General features: G+C 42.8%; 15 protein-coding genes. 13 read left to right on the top strand and 2 right to left on the bottom strand.

Annotated features, from left to right (window positions below; all coding sequences use genetic code 11):
• Positions 1–15: 15 nt before the first annotated feature.
• The 7 genes from MHI14_RS21690 (at position 16) to MHI14_RS21660 (ending at position 7895) form a co-directional block, all read left to right on the top strand.
• Positions 16–1236 (top strand): hypothetical protein, encoded by a 1221-nt coding sequence (locus tag MHI14_RS21690; RefSeq protein WP_341131179.1) that lies wholly within the window; start codon positions 16–18, stop codon positions 1234–1236.
• Between the two features lie 26 nt (positions 1237–1262).
• Positions 1263–3371 (top strand): hypothetical protein, encoded by a 2109-nt coding sequence (locus MHI14_RS21685; RefSeq protein WP_341131178.1) that lies wholly within the window; start codon positions 1263–1265, stop codon positions 3369–3371.
• Between the two features lie 23 nt (positions 3372–3394).
• Positions 3395–5341: a DNRLRE domain-containing protein gene (locus MHI14_RS21680; protein WP_339309046.1), complete on the top strand. Its 1947-nt coding sequence runs from the start codon at positions 3395–3397 to the stop codon at positions 5339–5341.
• Between the two features lie 146 nt (positions 5342–5487).
• The gene (locus tag MHI14_RS21675) at positions 5488–5748 is read left to right on the top strand and encodes a hypothetical protein (protein WP_341131177.1); all 261 of its coding nucleotides are present in this window, start codon (positions 5488–5490) and stop codon (positions 5746–5748) included.
• 136 nt (positions 5749–5884) lie between these two features.
• Positions 5885–6040 (top strand): hypothetical protein, encoded by a 156-nt coding sequence (locus MHI14_RS21670; protein ID WP_339309047.1) that lies wholly within the window; start codon positions 5885–5887, stop codon positions 6038–6040.
• Between the two features lie 371 nt (positions 6041–6411).
• Entirely contained in the window at positions 6412–7173 is a 762-nt protein-coding gene (locus MHI14_RS21665; RefSeq protein ID WP_133384171.1) for a hypothetical protein, read from the top strand.
• Between the two features lie 419 nt (positions 7174–7592).
• Positions 7593–7895: a YunC family protein gene (locus tag MHI14_RS21660; protein WP_017689545.1), complete on the top strand. Its 303-nt coding sequence runs from the start codon at positions 7593–7595 to the stop codon at positions 7893–7895.
• Positions 7896–8003: 108 nt separating this feature from the next.
• Here the strand turns inward: MHI14_RS21660 and mtnA are convergent, their stop codons facing one another.
• The gene (gene mtnA / locus MHI14_RS21655; RefSeq protein ID WP_091032634.1) at positions 8004–9077 is read right to left on the bottom strand and encodes an S-methyl-5-thioribose-1-phosphate isomerase; all 1074 of its coding nucleotides are present in this window, start codon (positions 9075–9077) and stop codon (positions 8004–8006) included.
• A 23-nt stretch (positions 9078–9100) separates the two neighbouring features.
• A complete protein-coding gene (gene mtnK / locus MHI14_RS21650) occupies positions 9101–10318 on the bottom strand; it encodes an S-methyl-5-thioribose kinase (protein ID WP_249911828.1) in 1218 nt (405 codons plus the stop codon).
• Positions 10319–10615: 297 nt separating this feature from the next.
• Here mtnK and MHI14_RS21645 point away from each other — a divergent pair, with 297 nt between their 5' ends.
• From MHI14_RS21645 to sufU, 6 genes are all read left to right on the top strand, one after another.
• A complete protein-coding gene (locus MHI14_RS21645) occupies positions 10616–11077 on the top strand; it encodes a Dps family protein (protein ID WP_017689542.1) in 462 nt (153 codons plus the stop codon).
• A 126-nt stretch (positions 11078–11203) separates the two neighbouring features.
• Positions 11204–11779, top strand: a complete 576-nt coding sequence (locus tag MHI14_RS21640) for a DUF1802 family protein (RefSeq protein WP_341131176.1) — start codon at positions 11204–11206, stop codon at positions 11777–11779.
• A 370-nt stretch (positions 11780–12149) separates the two neighbouring features.
• Positions 12150–12932, top strand: a complete 783-nt coding sequence (gene sufC / locus MHI14_RS21635; protein WP_062833524.1) for a Fe-S cluster assembly ATPase SufC — start codon at positions 12150–12152, stop codon at positions 12930–12932.
• A 25-nt stretch (positions 12933–12957) separates the two neighbouring features.
• Positions 12958–14262 (top strand): Fe-S cluster assembly protein SufD, encoded by a 1305-nt coding sequence (gene sufD / locus MHI14_RS21630; RefSeq protein ID WP_249911236.1) that lies wholly within the window; start codon positions 12958–12960, stop codon positions 14260–14262.
• Entirely contained in the window at positions 14259–15479 is a 1221-nt protein-coding gene (locus MHI14_RS21625; protein WP_091032625.1) for a cysteine desulfurase, read from the top strand. The genes sufD and MHI14_RS21625 overlap by 4 nt, the downstream gene beginning before the upstream one ends.
• Positions 15469–15900, top strand: a complete 432-nt coding sequence (gene sufU, locus MHI14_RS21620; protein WP_249911234.1) for a Fe-S cluster assembly sulfur transfer protein SufU — start codon at positions 15469–15471, stop codon at positions 15898–15900. Before MHI14_RS21625 ends, sufU begins: the two co-directional genes overlap by 11 nt.
• Positions 15901–15909: the final 9 nt, after the last annotated feature.

Raw genomic sequence — 15909 nt, 5'->3', positions numbered from 1 at the left:
AAAGGAGATGTTTAAATGGCGAAATACAGCAACAATATTCTTCCAATTTTTACGTCCGCAAGTCCTGTAGATGGTGTATCAATAACAGCAACACCATTCGTTTCTGGATTTGAAGGTTGGAGAATACTTGCGTCTTCAGGCAATGGATGGTATCCCAACAACTCTACATCTGGAAGAGATAGTGGTGTTATTATTATTGAGTTAGACAAACAAAGAAAAATAGGAAAATATGAAATTGAGAGTGGGAGCTATTTTCCGAAAACATGGACAGTGCAAGGTAGTAATACAGGACTTTTTTCTGGCGAACAAGAAGTACTTGCAACTGTATTGGATAGTGGAACTGCACCAGATGTCATAGTGACTAAGACTTTTATTATTGAAAATCCTAAAAGTTACAGATACTATAAGTTCGATATAACTAAATCGGCTACAGGTACATTTCTTCAAGTGCGTAAGATAAAGATGATGGAGAAGCTTCCAGAACATAAATTCTTAATTTCATCTGGTGCCGAAACACTTTCTATCGTTGCTGGAAAGAAAATCAATGATACTGCAATACCAAAAATGACTTCTGATACAGCACCATCTGGCAGGGCTTTTGCTGAAAGTGTTTATAACACAGCTTATGCTCCTTGGTACGCATTTAATGGTGTTGATGATGCAGAGGGATACGCTTCGCGACAGAGCAGTGGTGGAGTAGGATATTTAGGATATGAATTCAGTGATTCTATATCATTATATAAATACGCTGTTCGATCTTGCGGATCAAGTAGTCTAAATAAAATGCCGAAGGATTGGACATTTGAAGGCAGTAATGATGGATCTAGTTGGGTTGTACTGGATACGCAGTTTAATCAAACTTGGACAACTCAATATACAGATAAAATTTATCTATTAGATGAACATGTCCATTATATGAAATTCAAGATGTATCGTTTAAATTGGACAGCTAATAATGGATTTGCAAATTATACAGATGTAAATGAATTGAAGATGTTTGAAATAATCTTTCCAAAGCATATCAAACTCCCTTCTGCATCTGAAGAAATGTTTGTTAGATATGGAATGGACAAAGGAGATAATATTGATTTGTTTGCAGATACTGGATCAATCAGTTTTCTAAATATTTCACCTGCAACGCTTGGTTCAGGCAAAGTCTTCAAGCAAAAAATAGATACAACTAAAATACCAATCAAGAAAGCATCAGTTACATATCTATGTGAAATGATTGTTTGATTTAGAATTTAGAGAGGAGTGAGACAATGGCAACAATAGGACAATTTTTACCATCTCCAGAATCGGGTTGGCAGAGAATTGATGATCGACATGAGCTAATCACCTACGCTGGAAGTAGTTGGTCAAAACCAGCATCTAGCGATTTATATAACAACACAGCGATGTTAGCATCGACTAATGATAGTACTGTTAAGTTTACCTTTAAGGGTACTAAAATCAGGTTAATCGGTGCTCAATATACAACTGGTAGTAGTGATATTAGTGTCATCATAGATGGAGTAGTTGAAAAAACCACTCAGAATGCTGGATTAGTTTATCAAGTTCTTACTTATGAAAAGCTGGGTTTGATTAATAAAGTTCACACTGTTGAAATTAAAAATAATCAAAACGCAAATATTTGGATAGATGCTATTGATATTGATAGTTCTGGTGAGTTTGGTGCTACTGGTTCATATAAAACATTAGTCTTCCATGCCGATCAATATAAATATATCAATGGCACGAGCTGGACAACTCTGATTAATGCAATTCCAACGGAAAATGATTATAAAGAATTCGGGATAGATGATATCACTACTATTCCAGAAGACATGTGGGTAAAGTTGGTAGGCGAAATAGAATTGTGTTATTACACAACAGATTCAAGAGTTTTGAATGCATCCTTTAACATCGAAACCGAACCTTTTACTCTCGAAGAAGAGTGGGCAGACAAAGATATTGAAGTGCTTTATTATACTGATGACCCAACAGCAACAGAATCAGTAGTAACAATTGAAATCGATCCTTTCACTTTAGCTGAAGAGTGGGAAGACAAAGAGATCAAAATCATCGAATACACTGATGACCCATCAGCAACAGAATCAACGATCACCATTGAAACTGAACCTTTTACAATATACGATGAGTTGGGTGATAGTGTAGATGTTCTATACTACACGGATGATCCATCCAAAGCATCAGCAGAACTTAATATTACGGCTAACTACTCCCCATTGGATGAACTTGAGGGAGATTTTGACGTGGTTACGTGGACGAATGATGAAGAGGTTATTGCCGGTAATCGGGACATGATGCTGACGTATAACGCGCTACCGTTTGAGCAATTAATTGTGCAACCAACAGACATAGCGTTATATGGAGACGTGAAGAAGGTTGTCGTTACGAAAGTAACGGAGAACAGTCCGGAAGGTATATTAAGAATGGCTGCTTCGTTCGATTCGGGGCTCACATGGAAGACATACCGTTTCAACAAGTGGCTTGATCTGGATATCAAGGATACAACCTTATTCAAAAGAAAAGGAATGAATCTGGACACACTCAACGCCATCCCTGAAAAGGATCTAATAGCTTTAACACGAATCGCCTATTACTTCGATAGCAGTAAGCACTATGAAAACAGCTATTCGCTGGACGAAGTGAAGATGATCGTTGATGCACCGCGTAATGCGGTGGAGTTTAGAGATATGTCACTGCAATTGTTAAACACCACTGCCACAATCGACCTGACCTTCTCTGGCAACAAACTTACAGGTGTGCTTGATGATGCAGATCAAGGCAAGGTTAAGTACCGCGTGTTGTTGAACGGTAAAACGTATTATCCGGCGGATGGCAATTTTACGCGACTAGCAGCTTCACCATTCAATATTGAACTCAATATTGACGAGAGAAATGTTAATTTTGGCGTAGAGAATATATTGAAGGTTGAATTTCAGGACTATTGGGGTGCAGTAGACTCTCGGGAAACCAAGTTTATCGGATCGTATTCAGGATTAATGTTTATGGATGAGTCTGGAGACTTTCTGTCAGATACCTTTGGCGGTATTTTGAAACAACTTGATTATGGGGTGATCATTGCTGGACAGACGACGTTAACAAAGAAAGTCAGAATCAAAAACTTGCTTGGTTATGCTGTGGATCATGTATACCTGGAGATGGATAAGAAATTCGAAACGGATGGTGTTGAAGTCCAATTATCCAGACAGGCCGACCCGTTTCTTCCGATCGATTATCTGACCTATGGTCTGATCCAAACGGAGGATAGCATCGATTTTTATATTCGTATCGCAACGGATATTCATGCCAAGCCGAATCCTAATGGTAATTTTGAAATGAAGGTCACAGCAGACCGTGTATAGCTCTCAATACAATGAGACAGGAAGTGAGTGAAATTAATAACGGGGAGACTCTATTAGATAGTTTTATACATATTAAAAGTCCGGAAAATCGTTTTGCAGCAAAGTATATCCTGTACAATCAGGTGGATGAAGAACTGCCTTCGGTCCTAATAGCTGCTACAAGAAAAGTTAGCGAGATCGTCTCCAATGTATCCGTACGCGTCAGACGGTCACAGGAATTGAGCAATTCGCTATCGGTGATGTACAGGTCGCAAGGAGATCTGGGCGCAACCATTCAAACGGCATCCAAAGTTGATCTTGAAGGCATGTTGTACGTTCGCCCACATAACCGTGCACACGGCAAATATGAATTACTGGAAGCGCCGCGTGTAACTGTTAATCTTAAGCCTGTTGCTGATGCGACCACACGAAGCCAAACTCACCTGCAGACGCTCAACTTTGGTGATACACAGCGTATGATGATCGGTAGAGACGAGATAGAGCAATTCGAATCGTTTATACATTTCGGTGATTTGGATACTAGAATACCTGATCTTTTATATCTGGAAGACGCTAAATTGAGGTTATCTTACACAGGAACCCTGGCACCTGGAGCACACATTGAGTTGCATCAGCCTGATACGTTGTGGCGTGAGTACGGGATTACGTATGCGAACAGGCCTCAGTCCATTCAGCTCTTATCGTCCAGTTATATCCTGGATACGACTGAACGTTATGTTGAGTTTGATATGATGGCATTGCTTCGAATGTGGAGAGAAGGTATTATTTCGAATGTTGGAATGATTATTCAGTCTAGCGGTAACACGCCGATCTATTTCAACACTCGTGAGTCTTCCAAACCACCTGTTTTGCAGATCAAATATATCACTTCTCAGATCTATTCCATCGGTCGAACCGAAATTGAAAGTGAAGTTTTTATTTATGGTGCAGGTCGCAAGGATATAGCTTCAACGTTAGTTGTACACAGTGATATTGGGCTGGACTGGCTCAAATCTCAGTTGTACGTCCACCGTTATGAGGATCACATGCATCATGATATACCTCAAGTAATCGCAGTCAGCCGTCCGTACCTGGATGTAGATCTGACAATAGCTAAACGTATAGATGCAGAACTAGGTTCGAACATTTCTATTGCTGAAAGTAGGACAGAAGAGAAGGAAACATTGGTTTCTATTTCTAAGCCCGAGCTTCATTCGCAGTTCATTACCGCCATACGAACAACTAAGGATAGAGACGGTAATCTTGCCGTTAGAACAAGTCTGGACGATGAAAAAACTGTAGAAATCGCAGTGTCTCATCCTGACTTGCCTTCAGTTATTACGGTAGATAGACAAATGTCTCTAGTTAGTACGTTAACGATATCACAACTGCTCGATGATGGACGGGATACGAGTCTAATTGTATCCGTACCAGATCTTCATGCTTCATTGGAAGTCTCCAATTATATAAAAGCAACTTCAACGTTGGGGTCTTTGCTTACGGTCATGTACGATGGTGATTCGACTGTGATTTCGGAGATTAAGGTTAATAAGCCTGATCTGAATAGTGTTCTTCAAGTCAGAGCATTAAATCATGATGAGAGGGCAGGCAGTCTTGAGATTCCTTATTTGGAAGAACAGCTTGGGCAATTATATATCTCCAGACCTGATGTGCTTTCCAGCATTGAGGTCAAGTATATGGATGTTTTGGATGGCCACATTAGTATCAAGGAAAGAGAATACTTGGATAGCTATCTTCAGGTGCGAGAGTGGAAGGATATGCAGTCTACAGTAGATGTGAGACAGATTGTCGATATGGCTACTGAAATGACAATTTCCAAGCCTGATCTGGCTGCGTATATCCGACCAAGAGTTATTGCAAATGAAGAATTGGATTCGATCACAAGTATCCGTAAACTGGATGCCGGTGATTTAGTGACCACAGTAATTGTGAAGAGTCCAGGAAATCAAGCGTATTTTTACATTTTATAAAATGAGTACATCATCAAAGAGGGCGTTGGCCCTCTTTTTTTTGCGTTTAGGCTCATGTCCATCCCTAAGCATCTGTACTTTATTGTGTAACAGTCGTCTTCTCGTTATGATACAATGTGTTCATCACACATTAAGGAATGAAGACCATGCATCAAGAGGACAGTGTATTTGAACAGATTATGAAGCAGAAAAGATTGAAGCCTATCAAGCCTGAAACTACAAAAGTTCAAGTTAAACCAATACATAAAAAGAAACTAGCTCAGGAGCAATTAAGTGATTTGGATGTCCAGTTCAAAAAGTCGGTAGCTGAATCAATAGACCGCAGTGTACTTCATAGACGTGTACTAGGAATTAGAAGAGAGTTAACGGAGATAAGGCGATTAAAGAATGATGAGCATGCGTTTTAAGGTAGGCCCACTTTGACCTTCCTTGGATGAGGGGGTCTTTTTTTGTGGGTGTTTATTCCCTGTGTAAGGAGTCGCAAATGGATTGGGGATAGTCCAGTAACCATAAATACTCATAGTGTGCAAAAGGATATTGGGAATGGGAATGACGCTCTCAAGAGATTATACAGAAGTATGGGAGATTGACGTTGTAATCCAAGATATCTTTACGGAGGTTTGCAGACATGCCGGGAAAAAGGGATTGATGGGTAGCGTAGTCACTTCAATCATTTCTCAAGAAGGCAAAGATAAGTAAAAGAAGCAATAAGCTGATTTTTTTTCTACTTCGGTATTTTGTGTTCATAGATGGTATTTATAAAAACCATATCTTTGGGTGAAAGTAAGAAAAACTATCTTTAGACTATAGAATCAAAAGGGAGATCAGAGATAATTATCTCAGAGATCTCCCTTATTCTTTATGCAGATTCAACGAAAAAATATAAAATTCCCATAACGACCATTATAGCTACTATAACTATTACAATCCACATAAGTCCATTTTTTTTCAAGTTATCATCACCTTTTGAGAAAATTTAGAATAACTGTTTCAAACTTCCTAATTAATGGTAACATATTAATATCACCTTGCCTATACTACTATATAACCAATTGAAGGGAATTGATTCAATGTTAAGGAAATTATCAAAAAGTTCGCTAGTACTAGTTCTAGTAACAACGTTATTTGCATCTACGGCATTAGCAGATGCTTCATCTGAACCAGTAAAATATACTGCTGAGGAATATGTGAATTATTTAAATCAACTTATTAGTGAGGGAGATACAGAAGCTACTGAGACTTTGGAACAGTTTACCAACTTAGGGCCCTCTAAGCAAAATGCTTTCCTGAACTTTATCGCATCAGAAGATTATGTAAATGCGATAGGCGATATGTTATCTGGTAAGGAGGGTTCATTATATGAAGACAAGTATAAGGAAATTTCTATTGAAGTTGAGACTATCACAACAGAAGATAGTCAAGCAAATCAATTTTCAACGAATGCTTTAGCCGCACAAGCCAATCAACATGCATCAGTTAGCCGCTCTGTTAAATTAGCAGCTTTTGGCATTGATACAACCACTATCACTCTGACAGTCAGTTGGGAGCACAATGGAAGCGTGGCAGTAAAACCTCTTCAAGTTATACAAGGTCATACGAATAAGAATCCATTATATCTTTTGAGCGAAACATCAAACAATAGTCCGGGTTTCATTTCTGAGGGCTACTTCAATGCATCGGGCACTTGGACTATGAGAGCAACAGGGGCTGCTGGCTTTTTAAGCGATACATTAGGAATAAACATTAAAGCTTCAACGCCATCACATAGATATTACTCTTTCACTACCAGTCATTCTAATATGACACCTACCAATGGTTGGGTAGCGTTTTAATAATAATTTTTAAAAATGGCATGGTGATAAATGCAAGGGGATTATTGATCCCCTTGTTAAATTACAGAAAAAAATTGAAAAGTAACATGATAATAAACTGAATAAATTTGAGATGATAAATTGCAACTGTCTTATTACCCTATAAGTACATACAGTGAAGGCGCTCATAATTGCGTCTATTTTAATATGACGTTAACCAGTTGAGTGCGTGAAACGCGCAAAACAAAAAAACACATGTTGGAGAGGTGGTATGATTATTTCAATGAAAGCATATTTCTACTAAAGTCTGCGAGGAGAATTACCAACAATTGAACTGTAAGTACCTACATTTTCTCAAACACGGCAGGTGTCCACACGACAATCCAGAATGAGGCATACAATTATCGTGACCTGTGGAAGAGGAGGTGGATCGGGAAATTATGGTGACGATGGAGCCCATTGTAGTTGGAGAGCATGTATTGGTTGGGGTAGAAGTCAAACTGCCCAAAACAACGTTGTTGACCATTAACACATCCAAAGGATATATCATGTGCGGAGCACTCGACGTGGGATTACTTAATGAGAAGCTCGGGGATCGCAAAATTATTGCAGCTCGGGCGGTTGGTGTGCGTACACTGGAGCAGTTGCTGCATGCACCTATGGAGTCGGTGACAACAGAAGCCGAGGCCATGGGCATTACGGTTGGCATGACGGGTGTAGAAGCTTTGTTGAAAATGATCTAATCACTAACAAAAGGGCTCCCCATATGGGAAGCCCTTCTTTAGCGTCGTAATACAGAGCCTGGCACATCGTAGCTCCCACCTCTATACACACGAACGCTTTCCATTTAATTAAACTTCTTCCTTCGCGAACAAGGCAGCCAGATTTTCTTGGAAAGGTGCGCGAACAACGCCTTTTTCCGTGATAATAGCTGTTACATATTCGTTAGGCGTTACGTCAAATGCTGGATTAAATACTTTAACACCTTGCGGTGCTGTACGTTTACCAAATCCTTCGGTCACTTCCTCCGCGGCACGTTCCTCAATTGGAATCAGGTCGCCGGATGGAGTGGACAAGTCGATGGTCGACAATGGGCTGGCTACATAGAACGGAATATTGTGAGCCTTGGCAAGCACGGCTACGCTGTAGGTTCCGATCTTGTTAGCTACGTCACCGTTCGCTGCCACACGGTCTGTTCCGACGATAACAGCTTGAATCCAGCCTTTGGACATCACCATGCCTGCCATGTTATCACAGAGCAGCGTGACGTCAATGCCGGCTTGCTGTAACTCAAATGCAGTCAGGCGTGCACCCTGAAGTACAGGACGAGTTTCGTCTGCAAATACTTTCAGGTGAATGCCACGTTCCTGTGCGAGATACATTGGAGCAGTTGCCGTACCGTATTTCGCAGTAGCCAGTCCGCCTGCATTACAGTGAGTGAGAACACCCATGCCATCTTCGAATAAAGGCAGTGCATTCTCGCCGATCATGCGGCATACTTCTTCGTCTTCCTTCTGAATTAACAGAGCTTCTACTTCAAGAGCATCATTGCCCTCATCCAGGCTCAGGCCGGATTCAACGACCTCATTTGCTTTTTGCATCATGCGATCCAATGCCCAGAACAGGTTCACCGCTGTTGGACGGGAAGTGGCCAGATGAGCACATATGGATTTCACGTGGTCCAACCAACCTTGAATGGTCGTTCCGTCATATGATTTGGCACCCAATACAACACCAAATGCAGCAGCAATACCAATCGCCGGAGCACCGCGTACTTTCATGGAGTGGATGGATTCCCATACTTCCTCGGGTGTATACAGTTTCAACATGAGGATCGTTTCGGGCAGCAGACGCTGGTCAAGCATTTCAAGCTTGTCCTTTTTCCAGATGAGAGAGGACAGAGGCTGATATTCAGGGGTTGTCATGGGTGGTTCCTCCGTTCCTTATGTTAAGCCTTAGTAGTAGTAACAGCTGTGGATACAATATCCAGTACTTCGCCGATGGTATTCAAGCGACGATTGTTCTTGATCAATGCTTTACCAATGGACAATGCTTTACGCTGAGCATGTTCACGTTCAGTCGCATTTGGAATGGTATCAATATCCGCCACGTGAGCGAGTCCAACGATACGACGAACCATTTTGGCACCTGCGAAGCCAATGGAATCTCTGAACAATTGTTGTACATACAGATCCTGATAGCCTGGCGTTTTTGCCATCGGATCAACGAGGTCATTAACCCAGAGGGCACGGAAACGAGATTCGAATTCAGTCCATACATCACGAACCATGTTCAGCAAAAGCGTCTCACGTTCACGCAAAGCAGTCTCATCCTGAATCCATCCTGGCAGGGATGCGTAATTCAAGAGCAGGTTCGCGAGGACTGCACCAACATCGAATCCCATGGGGCCGTAATATGCAAATTCGGGATCGATGACTTTGGTCGATTCAGGTGTAACAAAAATACTGCCTGTATGCAGATCTCCATGAAGCAATGCCTGCCCATGTGTCAGGAATTTTTCCCGCAGCAAGGCCACTTCAAGGTGAAGCTCTCCATCTGTGCGAAGGGCTTCAGCCTCGTCTTCAATGGAAACATCATAATTATTTTTCTCGGCGATCCGGTAGGGTTCATCAAAGATCAGATCCTCCGTTATTTTGCATTGGTCCGGATTAATGAATCTGCCCTGTTGTTCCTTCTTCAATTGCTGATCCATGCCCAAGTCGGATGTGAAGAACAGCGTTCTTGCCATGAATTCCCCAATGTGCTGTGCAAAAAGAGGATAGGAAACACCTTCAATCAGGCCTTTGCGCATGATCACATGATCACTTAGATCTTCCATAACCGTTAACGCGAGGTCATCATCGTAATGATACACTTCGGGTACCATCCCTGGACACAGACGATACTCTTCCTGAAGAATCTCACGTTCAATGCGGGCACGTACGAGAGAGAGCGGCCATGATTCTCCAACCACTTTCGCATAAGGAAGCGCCTGTTTGATAATGATACTTTTATCGGAGTTCTGATCCGTGATGTGGAATACCAAATTCAGATTGCCGTCGCCGATCTCGTGACAATCTAGATTTGCATCTGCCGCAAATGGACCCGGTAATGTTTTGGCCAGTTCAATTGCATCCTGGGGGGTAAACGGGCGATATTGGGACAAAGGTGCCACCTCCATATATATGAAGAAACAGGAAAACCCACTTCTTTGCTTGGTATATGTCAGTATATCGGAAATAGCGCGGTTTTTGAACTTTTTTTTGAGACAAGCCAAGTTGATCCTGATTCGAACTTCCTGTTCCAGGGTAAAAACAAATAGGCCGGACAGTTGAGAGAAACACTGTTCATAAGCCTCTCCGCTAGCAAGCGGTGACACATTATTAACTCTCTGTTATGCATTGCGGGACAACCTGCTTATCATGCCATGACAGACTAATTTTAAATAAAGGATGGGATTAATATGGCTACAAAAAACAAAACAGATCAAGCAAAATCGGTGGAACAAGTACTTAATCGTCAGGTAGCTAACCTGAACGTATTGTATGTTAAAATCCATAACTATCACTGGTACGTTAAAGGACCTAACTTCTTCACGTTGCATGTGAAATTCGAAGAGTTCTACAACGAAGTTACAGTACAAATGGATGAAATCGCAGAGCGTATCCTAACGCTGAAAGGTAGCCCAGCGGCTACAATGAAAGAGTATCTGGAGCTTTCTTCTATTCAGGAAGCAGCAGGCGGAGAAGACGCAAAAACAATGGTGCAAAACCTCATCGAGGACTTCGCTACACTTTCGAATGAATATCAGGAAGGTATCGAAGTTGCAGATGCAGCTGAAGATCAACCAACATCCGATATGCTGACAGGCTTCAAGGCCGACCTGGAGAAACACATGTGGATGCTTCGCTCTTTCCTGGGTTAATATAGCCAAGATTTTGCCTAATACAAGTGGTTCTCTTACGTAAGCTTTCTGAGCTCGGATCTTTGTTGTCAGAAACGCCCTGAGCGTCTATACTGCTGACAAGAATGATAGGGGAGGGAACCGCTTATGTTAGAACCAACGATACCGGCTTTAAAAGAATGGGCTTCTGCAATCAAAGCATTGGAAACGGGTCGCCAAATTATGGTGATGCGCAAAGGTGGTATTGTAGAGGAAACCCGACATTTTGAGCTGAAAAGTCCAGCGTTTTACCTGTATCCGACTTATGAACATCAGCGTAAAGAACTGATTAAGTCCTCGGATCAATCCTATGTTGAAGAATCACTGGCCGAATGGGTGCCCGAAGCTTCGACAATCCGTATTACTGCATATGCCGAAGTAACGCAGGATCTGGAGATACGAGATCAGGAGATGCTGGATCGACTTCTTGACTTTCATATGTGGACAGCGGATTTTGCCGAAGACCGTTTGAAATGGAAACGGAAAGATCCGCTCCATGTATTGATTTTACGTGTGTACCTTTTGAAAGAACCGATGGAAATCCCAGTACTGCCTGAATATAACGGTTGTCGTTCATGGATTTCTATTTTGAATGGTCCGGTGCCGCGCGAAATGACGCCGGTAGTGGACGTTGCGGATTTTGACGAACAGGTACAGAAGATTAACGAGATGCTCAAATTGTAATATTATTAATGAAGGGGCTTGTCCATAATATGGATAAGTCCTTTTTTGGATTAGTGTATAGCAGATAAGATAAAAGCTTGATTTTCTGTGATTTTTCTCACTGTCTATCTTGGCGGGAGATGTTTTCTCATTTGATTCAATCTGGTATTTATTATAGAATCAGAAAGAATAATGTTTCCTGCAAGGAATATACACTCTGAGGAAATAGCTTGATTATCATTGAGAATCAGTTTAGAATTATTCTAAAGTGTTCTTGCTTTAAGGAATCGAGTACAAGAGAAATTCAGGGGAAGCCCTGTTCAGATATAATAGGCGCTTTTTCGTTTTCGACAGTAAACATCAATTTAATCAATGGAGGGAAACAATACACATGGCTACGAATTTCGTCATTGAAGGTCTGAAAGCGACGATCGAAGGTAAGGAAATCCTGAAAGGCATCAACCTGGAAATGAAAGGTGGAGAAATCCACGCAATCATGGGTCCGAACGGAACAGGTAAATCAACTCTGGCTTCTGCATTGATGGGCCATCCGAAATATGAAGTAACTGACGGTACAATTACACTTGATGGTGAAGATGTATTGGATATGGCAGTAGATGAGCGTGCACGTGCAGGTCTATTCCTGGCTATGCAATACCCAAGTGAAATTGCAGGTGTTACAAACTCCGACTTCTTGCGTAGTGCAATTAACGCACGTCGCGGCGAAGGTAACGAGATCTCCCTGATCAAGTTCATTCGTCAAATGGAAGGTAAAATGAAAGAACTCGACATGAACCCTGAGTTCGCTCACCGTTACCTGAATGAAGGTTTCTCCGGTGGTGAGAAAAAACGTAACGAGATTCTGCAAATGATGCTGCTTGATCCGAAAATCGTAGTACTTGATGAAATTGACTCCGGTCTGGACATCGATGCTCTGAAAATCGTAGCAAACGGTGTAAATGCAATGAAGAGCGAAGATCGTGGTTTCTTGATCATCACTCACTATCAACGCCTGCTTAACTACATTACTCCTGACTACGTACACGTTATGATGCAAGGTCGTATCGTGAAATCGGGCGGACCTGAACTGGCACACCGTCTGGAAGCTGAAGGATATGACTGGGTTAAGGAAGAGCTGGGAATTACAGACGAAACTGTAGGTCAAGAAGCGTAAAGACAAAACGGAGGAGGATTAATCAATGACTACACAAACAATTCTTCCGGTTGAATCTGAAGCGCTTCGCGCCTTGTCGGAAAGCAACAATGAACCCGGCTGGTTGACCGAACAGCGGCTCGAAGCTTTAAAGCTTGCGAGCGGGCTTGCGCTTCCTAAACTGGAAAAACAAAAAATCGAACGCTGGAATGTCAGCGAGTACGGAACATATAAAACAAGTGAAGCTATTTCTTCTTTGACAGAAGTACCTGCTTCTATCAAAGATCTGGTTCAGGATCAAGCTGAAGGCAGTCTGGTTATCCAGCGCAATTCCGGTACGGTATACTCTAAAGTGTCTGCTGATCTGGCGGCAAAAGGAGTTATCTTCACGGATCTGGCTACAGCGGTTCGGGAACATGGCGATCTGGTAAAACCATATCTGAACACAGCGGTGAAAGCGGATGAGCATTCTCTCGCTGCATTGCATGCGGCACTTTGGAATGGCGGGGTCTTCCTGTATGTTCCGAAAAATGTCGAAATCGAAGTACCACTGCAAGCAGTGTTGCTTACGGATGACGCATCTGCAACGTTTGCACCTCACGTGCTGGTGGTTGCAGAAGCAAACAGTTCAGTAACTTATGTTGATAACTATGTATCTGGCGAATTGTCCGCACCTGTTTTCCATAATGGTGTTGTGGAAGTATTCGCAAAATCCGGTGCTAAAGTACGTTACGCTTCGGTTCATCAACTGAGTGTGAATGTAACTGATGTTTCATTCCGTCGTGCAGTGTTGGATAATGATGCTTCGATCGAGTGGATTGTAGGCGAAATGAACAATGGCGATACAGCGAGCAACACGATGACTGTGCTTAAAGGCAATGGATCAAGTTCTGATTCCAAAGTCATCGCTGTAGGTTCCGGTTCACAGAAAATCAACTACACCACAGAAGCTCGTCACTTCGGTAAGAATACACCAAGTCAGATGATTACACGTGCAGTTATGCGTGAAGAAGCTTCTGCAATCATCAACGGGATCACGAAGATTGAGAAAGGCGCTACCAAAGCCGATGGACAGCAGACAGAGAAAGTGTTGATGCTGAGCCCTAAAGCACGTGGAGACGCCAACCCAATCCTTCTGATTGATGAGGATGATGTAACAGCAGGTCACGCGGCTTCTGTTGGTCAAGTCAATGCCGAGCAGATTCATTACTTGATGTCGCGCGGAATTAACCGTACGGATGCCGAACGCCTGATCATCTATGGCTTCCTGGCTCCGGTGGTGGCGGATATTCCTTTGGAAGCACTGCGCACCCAATTGCAGTCCCTGATTGAGAAGAAGCTGGGACAATGAACCCGTCCATTCGCGAGCAGTTCCCGATCCTCCACCAGGAAATTAACGGACACCCGCTCGTATATTTAGATAGTGCTGCGACTTCACAGAAGCCTCGTGCTGTGATCGAAGCAGTCAAACATTATTATGAGTATGAGAACTCCAACGTACATCGCGGTGTTCATACCCTTGGAAGCCGTGCAACCGACGCTTACGAAGGCGCACGGGAGAAGGTAGCCAAGTTTATCAATGCCCGTAGTACACAGGAGATTATCTTTACTCGCGGGACAACGACAGCCCTGAATCTGGTGGCTTCATCATATGCCCGCGCCAATTGCAAAGAAGGCGATGAAATTGTTATCACGCAAATGGAGCACCATAGTAATCTGATTCCTTGGCAGCAGGTTGCCAAGGAGACAGGTGCAACATTGAAATACATCCCGCTTCAGCCTGACGGTCATATTGAATTGGCTGATGTCGAGAAGACGATTACGAACAATACTAAAATTGTAGCCATCGCTTATGTATCCAATGTTATGGGTCTGATCCATCCTGTGAAACAAATTGCTGAAATTGCGCACCGCAATGGTGCTGTCATCGTTGTTGATGGCGCACAAAGCACACCTCACATGAAGGTGGACGTTCAGGATCTGGACTGTGATTTCTATGCATTATCCGGTCATAAAATGTGCGGACCAACCGGAATCGGTGCACTCTACGGCAAAAAGGCGCTGCTGGAGTCCATGGAACCCATTGAGTTCGGCGGTGAAATGATTGATGATGTGGGTCTGTACGAATCCAACTGGAAAGAACTTCCCTGGAAGTTCGAAGGTGGAACCCCGATTATCGCAGGTGCGGTAGGGTTGGGAGCTGCCATTGATTTTCTGGAGCAGATTGGTATGGATGAGATCGCACATCATGAGAGTGTGCTGGCAGCTTATGCAACAGAACGACTGGCCGAGATCGATGGGTTAACCATCTATGGCCCAGCCAAGCGGCATGTGGGTGTTGTTACCTTTAATCTGGGGGATGTTCATCCGCATGATGTGGCAACTGTGCTGGATGCGAGTGGCGTAGCCATTCGTGCCGGACACCATTGCTGTCAACCGCTAATGCGCTGGCTTGAAGTTAGCTCAACAGCTCGTGCCAGCTTCTATCTATACAATAACGAACAAGATGTAGATCGGCTTGTCAGCGCCTTAATCCAGACAAAGGAGTATTTTGGCGATGCAACTTGATGATCTGTACAGACGTGTTATAATGGACCACTACAAAAACCCGCGTAACCGCGGAACATTTGATAATGACGCTGTCACGGTGAATTTGAACAATCCAACGTGCGGCGACCGGATTTCACTGCAAATTTTGCTGGAAGACGGAATCGTTCAGGAAGCCAAATATACGGGTGAAGGCTGCTCCATCAGCATGTCCTCTGCATCGATGATGACGGAGGCTGTCAAAGGCAAAACGATGGAGCAGGCACTCGATATCGCTAACCGTTTTTCCTCACTGATGAAAGGTGAAGAAGTCGATTTCGACGATTATGAAGATCTCGAAGCCCTATCCGGTGTGAACAAGTTCCCTGCACGCATCAAATGTGCCACTCTGGCCTGGAATGCATTACGCAAAGGGATTGACGAAGAGAACAAAGTACAATAACGATAGGGA

It is taken from the genome of Paenibacillus sp. FSL K6-2393 (assembly GCF_038002545.1).
Taxonomy (GTDB): domain Bacteria; phylum Bacillota; class Bacilli; order Paenibacillales; family Paenibacillaceae; genus Paenibacillus.
The sequence above is the reverse complement of the archived record's forward strand: the minus strand, read 5'-3'. Positions and strand labels throughout refer to the sequence as shown.

What these genes read in the sequence shown, in the direction of transcription:
- MHI14_RS21690 (WP_341131179.1), top strand. Translation starts at nt 16, where the DNA reads ATGGCGAAATACAGCAACAATATTCTTCCAATTTTTACGTCCGCAAGT.
- MHI14_RS21640 (WP_341131176.1), top strand. Translation starts at nt 11,204, where the DNA reads ATGTTAGAACCAACGATACCGGCTTTAAAAGAATGGGCTTCTGCAATC.
- sufD (WP_249911236.1), top strand. Translation starts at nt 12,958, where the DNA reads ATGACTACACAAACAATTCTTCCGGTTGAATCTGAAGCGCTTCGCGCC.
- MHI14_RS21675 (WP_341131177.1), top strand. Translation starts at nt 5,488, where the DNA reads ATGCATCAAGAGGACAGTGTATTTGAACAGATTATGAAGCAGAAAAGA.
- MHI14_RS21625 (WP_091032625.1), top strand. Translation starts at nt 14,259, where the DNA reads ATGAACCCGTCCATTCGCGAGCAGTTCCCGATCCTCCACCAGGAAATT.
- MHI14_RS21645 (WP_017689542.1), top strand. Translation starts at nt 10,616, where the DNA reads ATGGCTACAAAAAACAAAACAGATCAAGCAAAATCGGTGGAACAAGTA.
- MHI14_RS21665 (WP_133384171.1), top strand. Translation starts at nt 6,412, where the DNA reads ATGTTAAGGAAATTATCAAAAAGTTCGCTAGTACTAGTTCTAGTAACA.
- mtnA (WP_091032634.1), bottom strand. Translation starts at nt 9,077, where the DNA reads ATGACAACCCCTGAATATCAGCCTCTGTCCTCTCTCATCTGGAAAAAG.
- MHI14_RS21660 (WP_017689545.1), top strand. Translation starts at nt 7,593, where the DNA reads ATGGTGACGATGGAGCCCATTGTAGTTGGAGAGCATGTATTGGTTGGG.
- sufC (WP_062833524.1), top strand. Translation starts at nt 12,150, where the DNA reads ATGGCTACGAATTTCGTCATTGAAGGTCTGAAAGCGACGATCGAAGGT.
- MHI14_RS21685 (WP_341131178.1), top strand. Translation starts at nt 1,263, where the DNA reads ATGGCAACAATAGGACAATTTTTACCATCTCCAGAATCGGGTTGGCAG.
- sufU (WP_249911234.1), top strand. Translation starts at nt 15,469, where the DNA reads ATGCAACTTGATGATCTGTACAGACGTGTTATAATGGACCACTACAAA.
- MHI14_RS21670 (WP_339309047.1), top strand. Translation starts at nt 5,885, where the DNA reads ATGGGAATGACGCTCTCAAGAGATTATACAGAAGTATGGGAGATTGAC.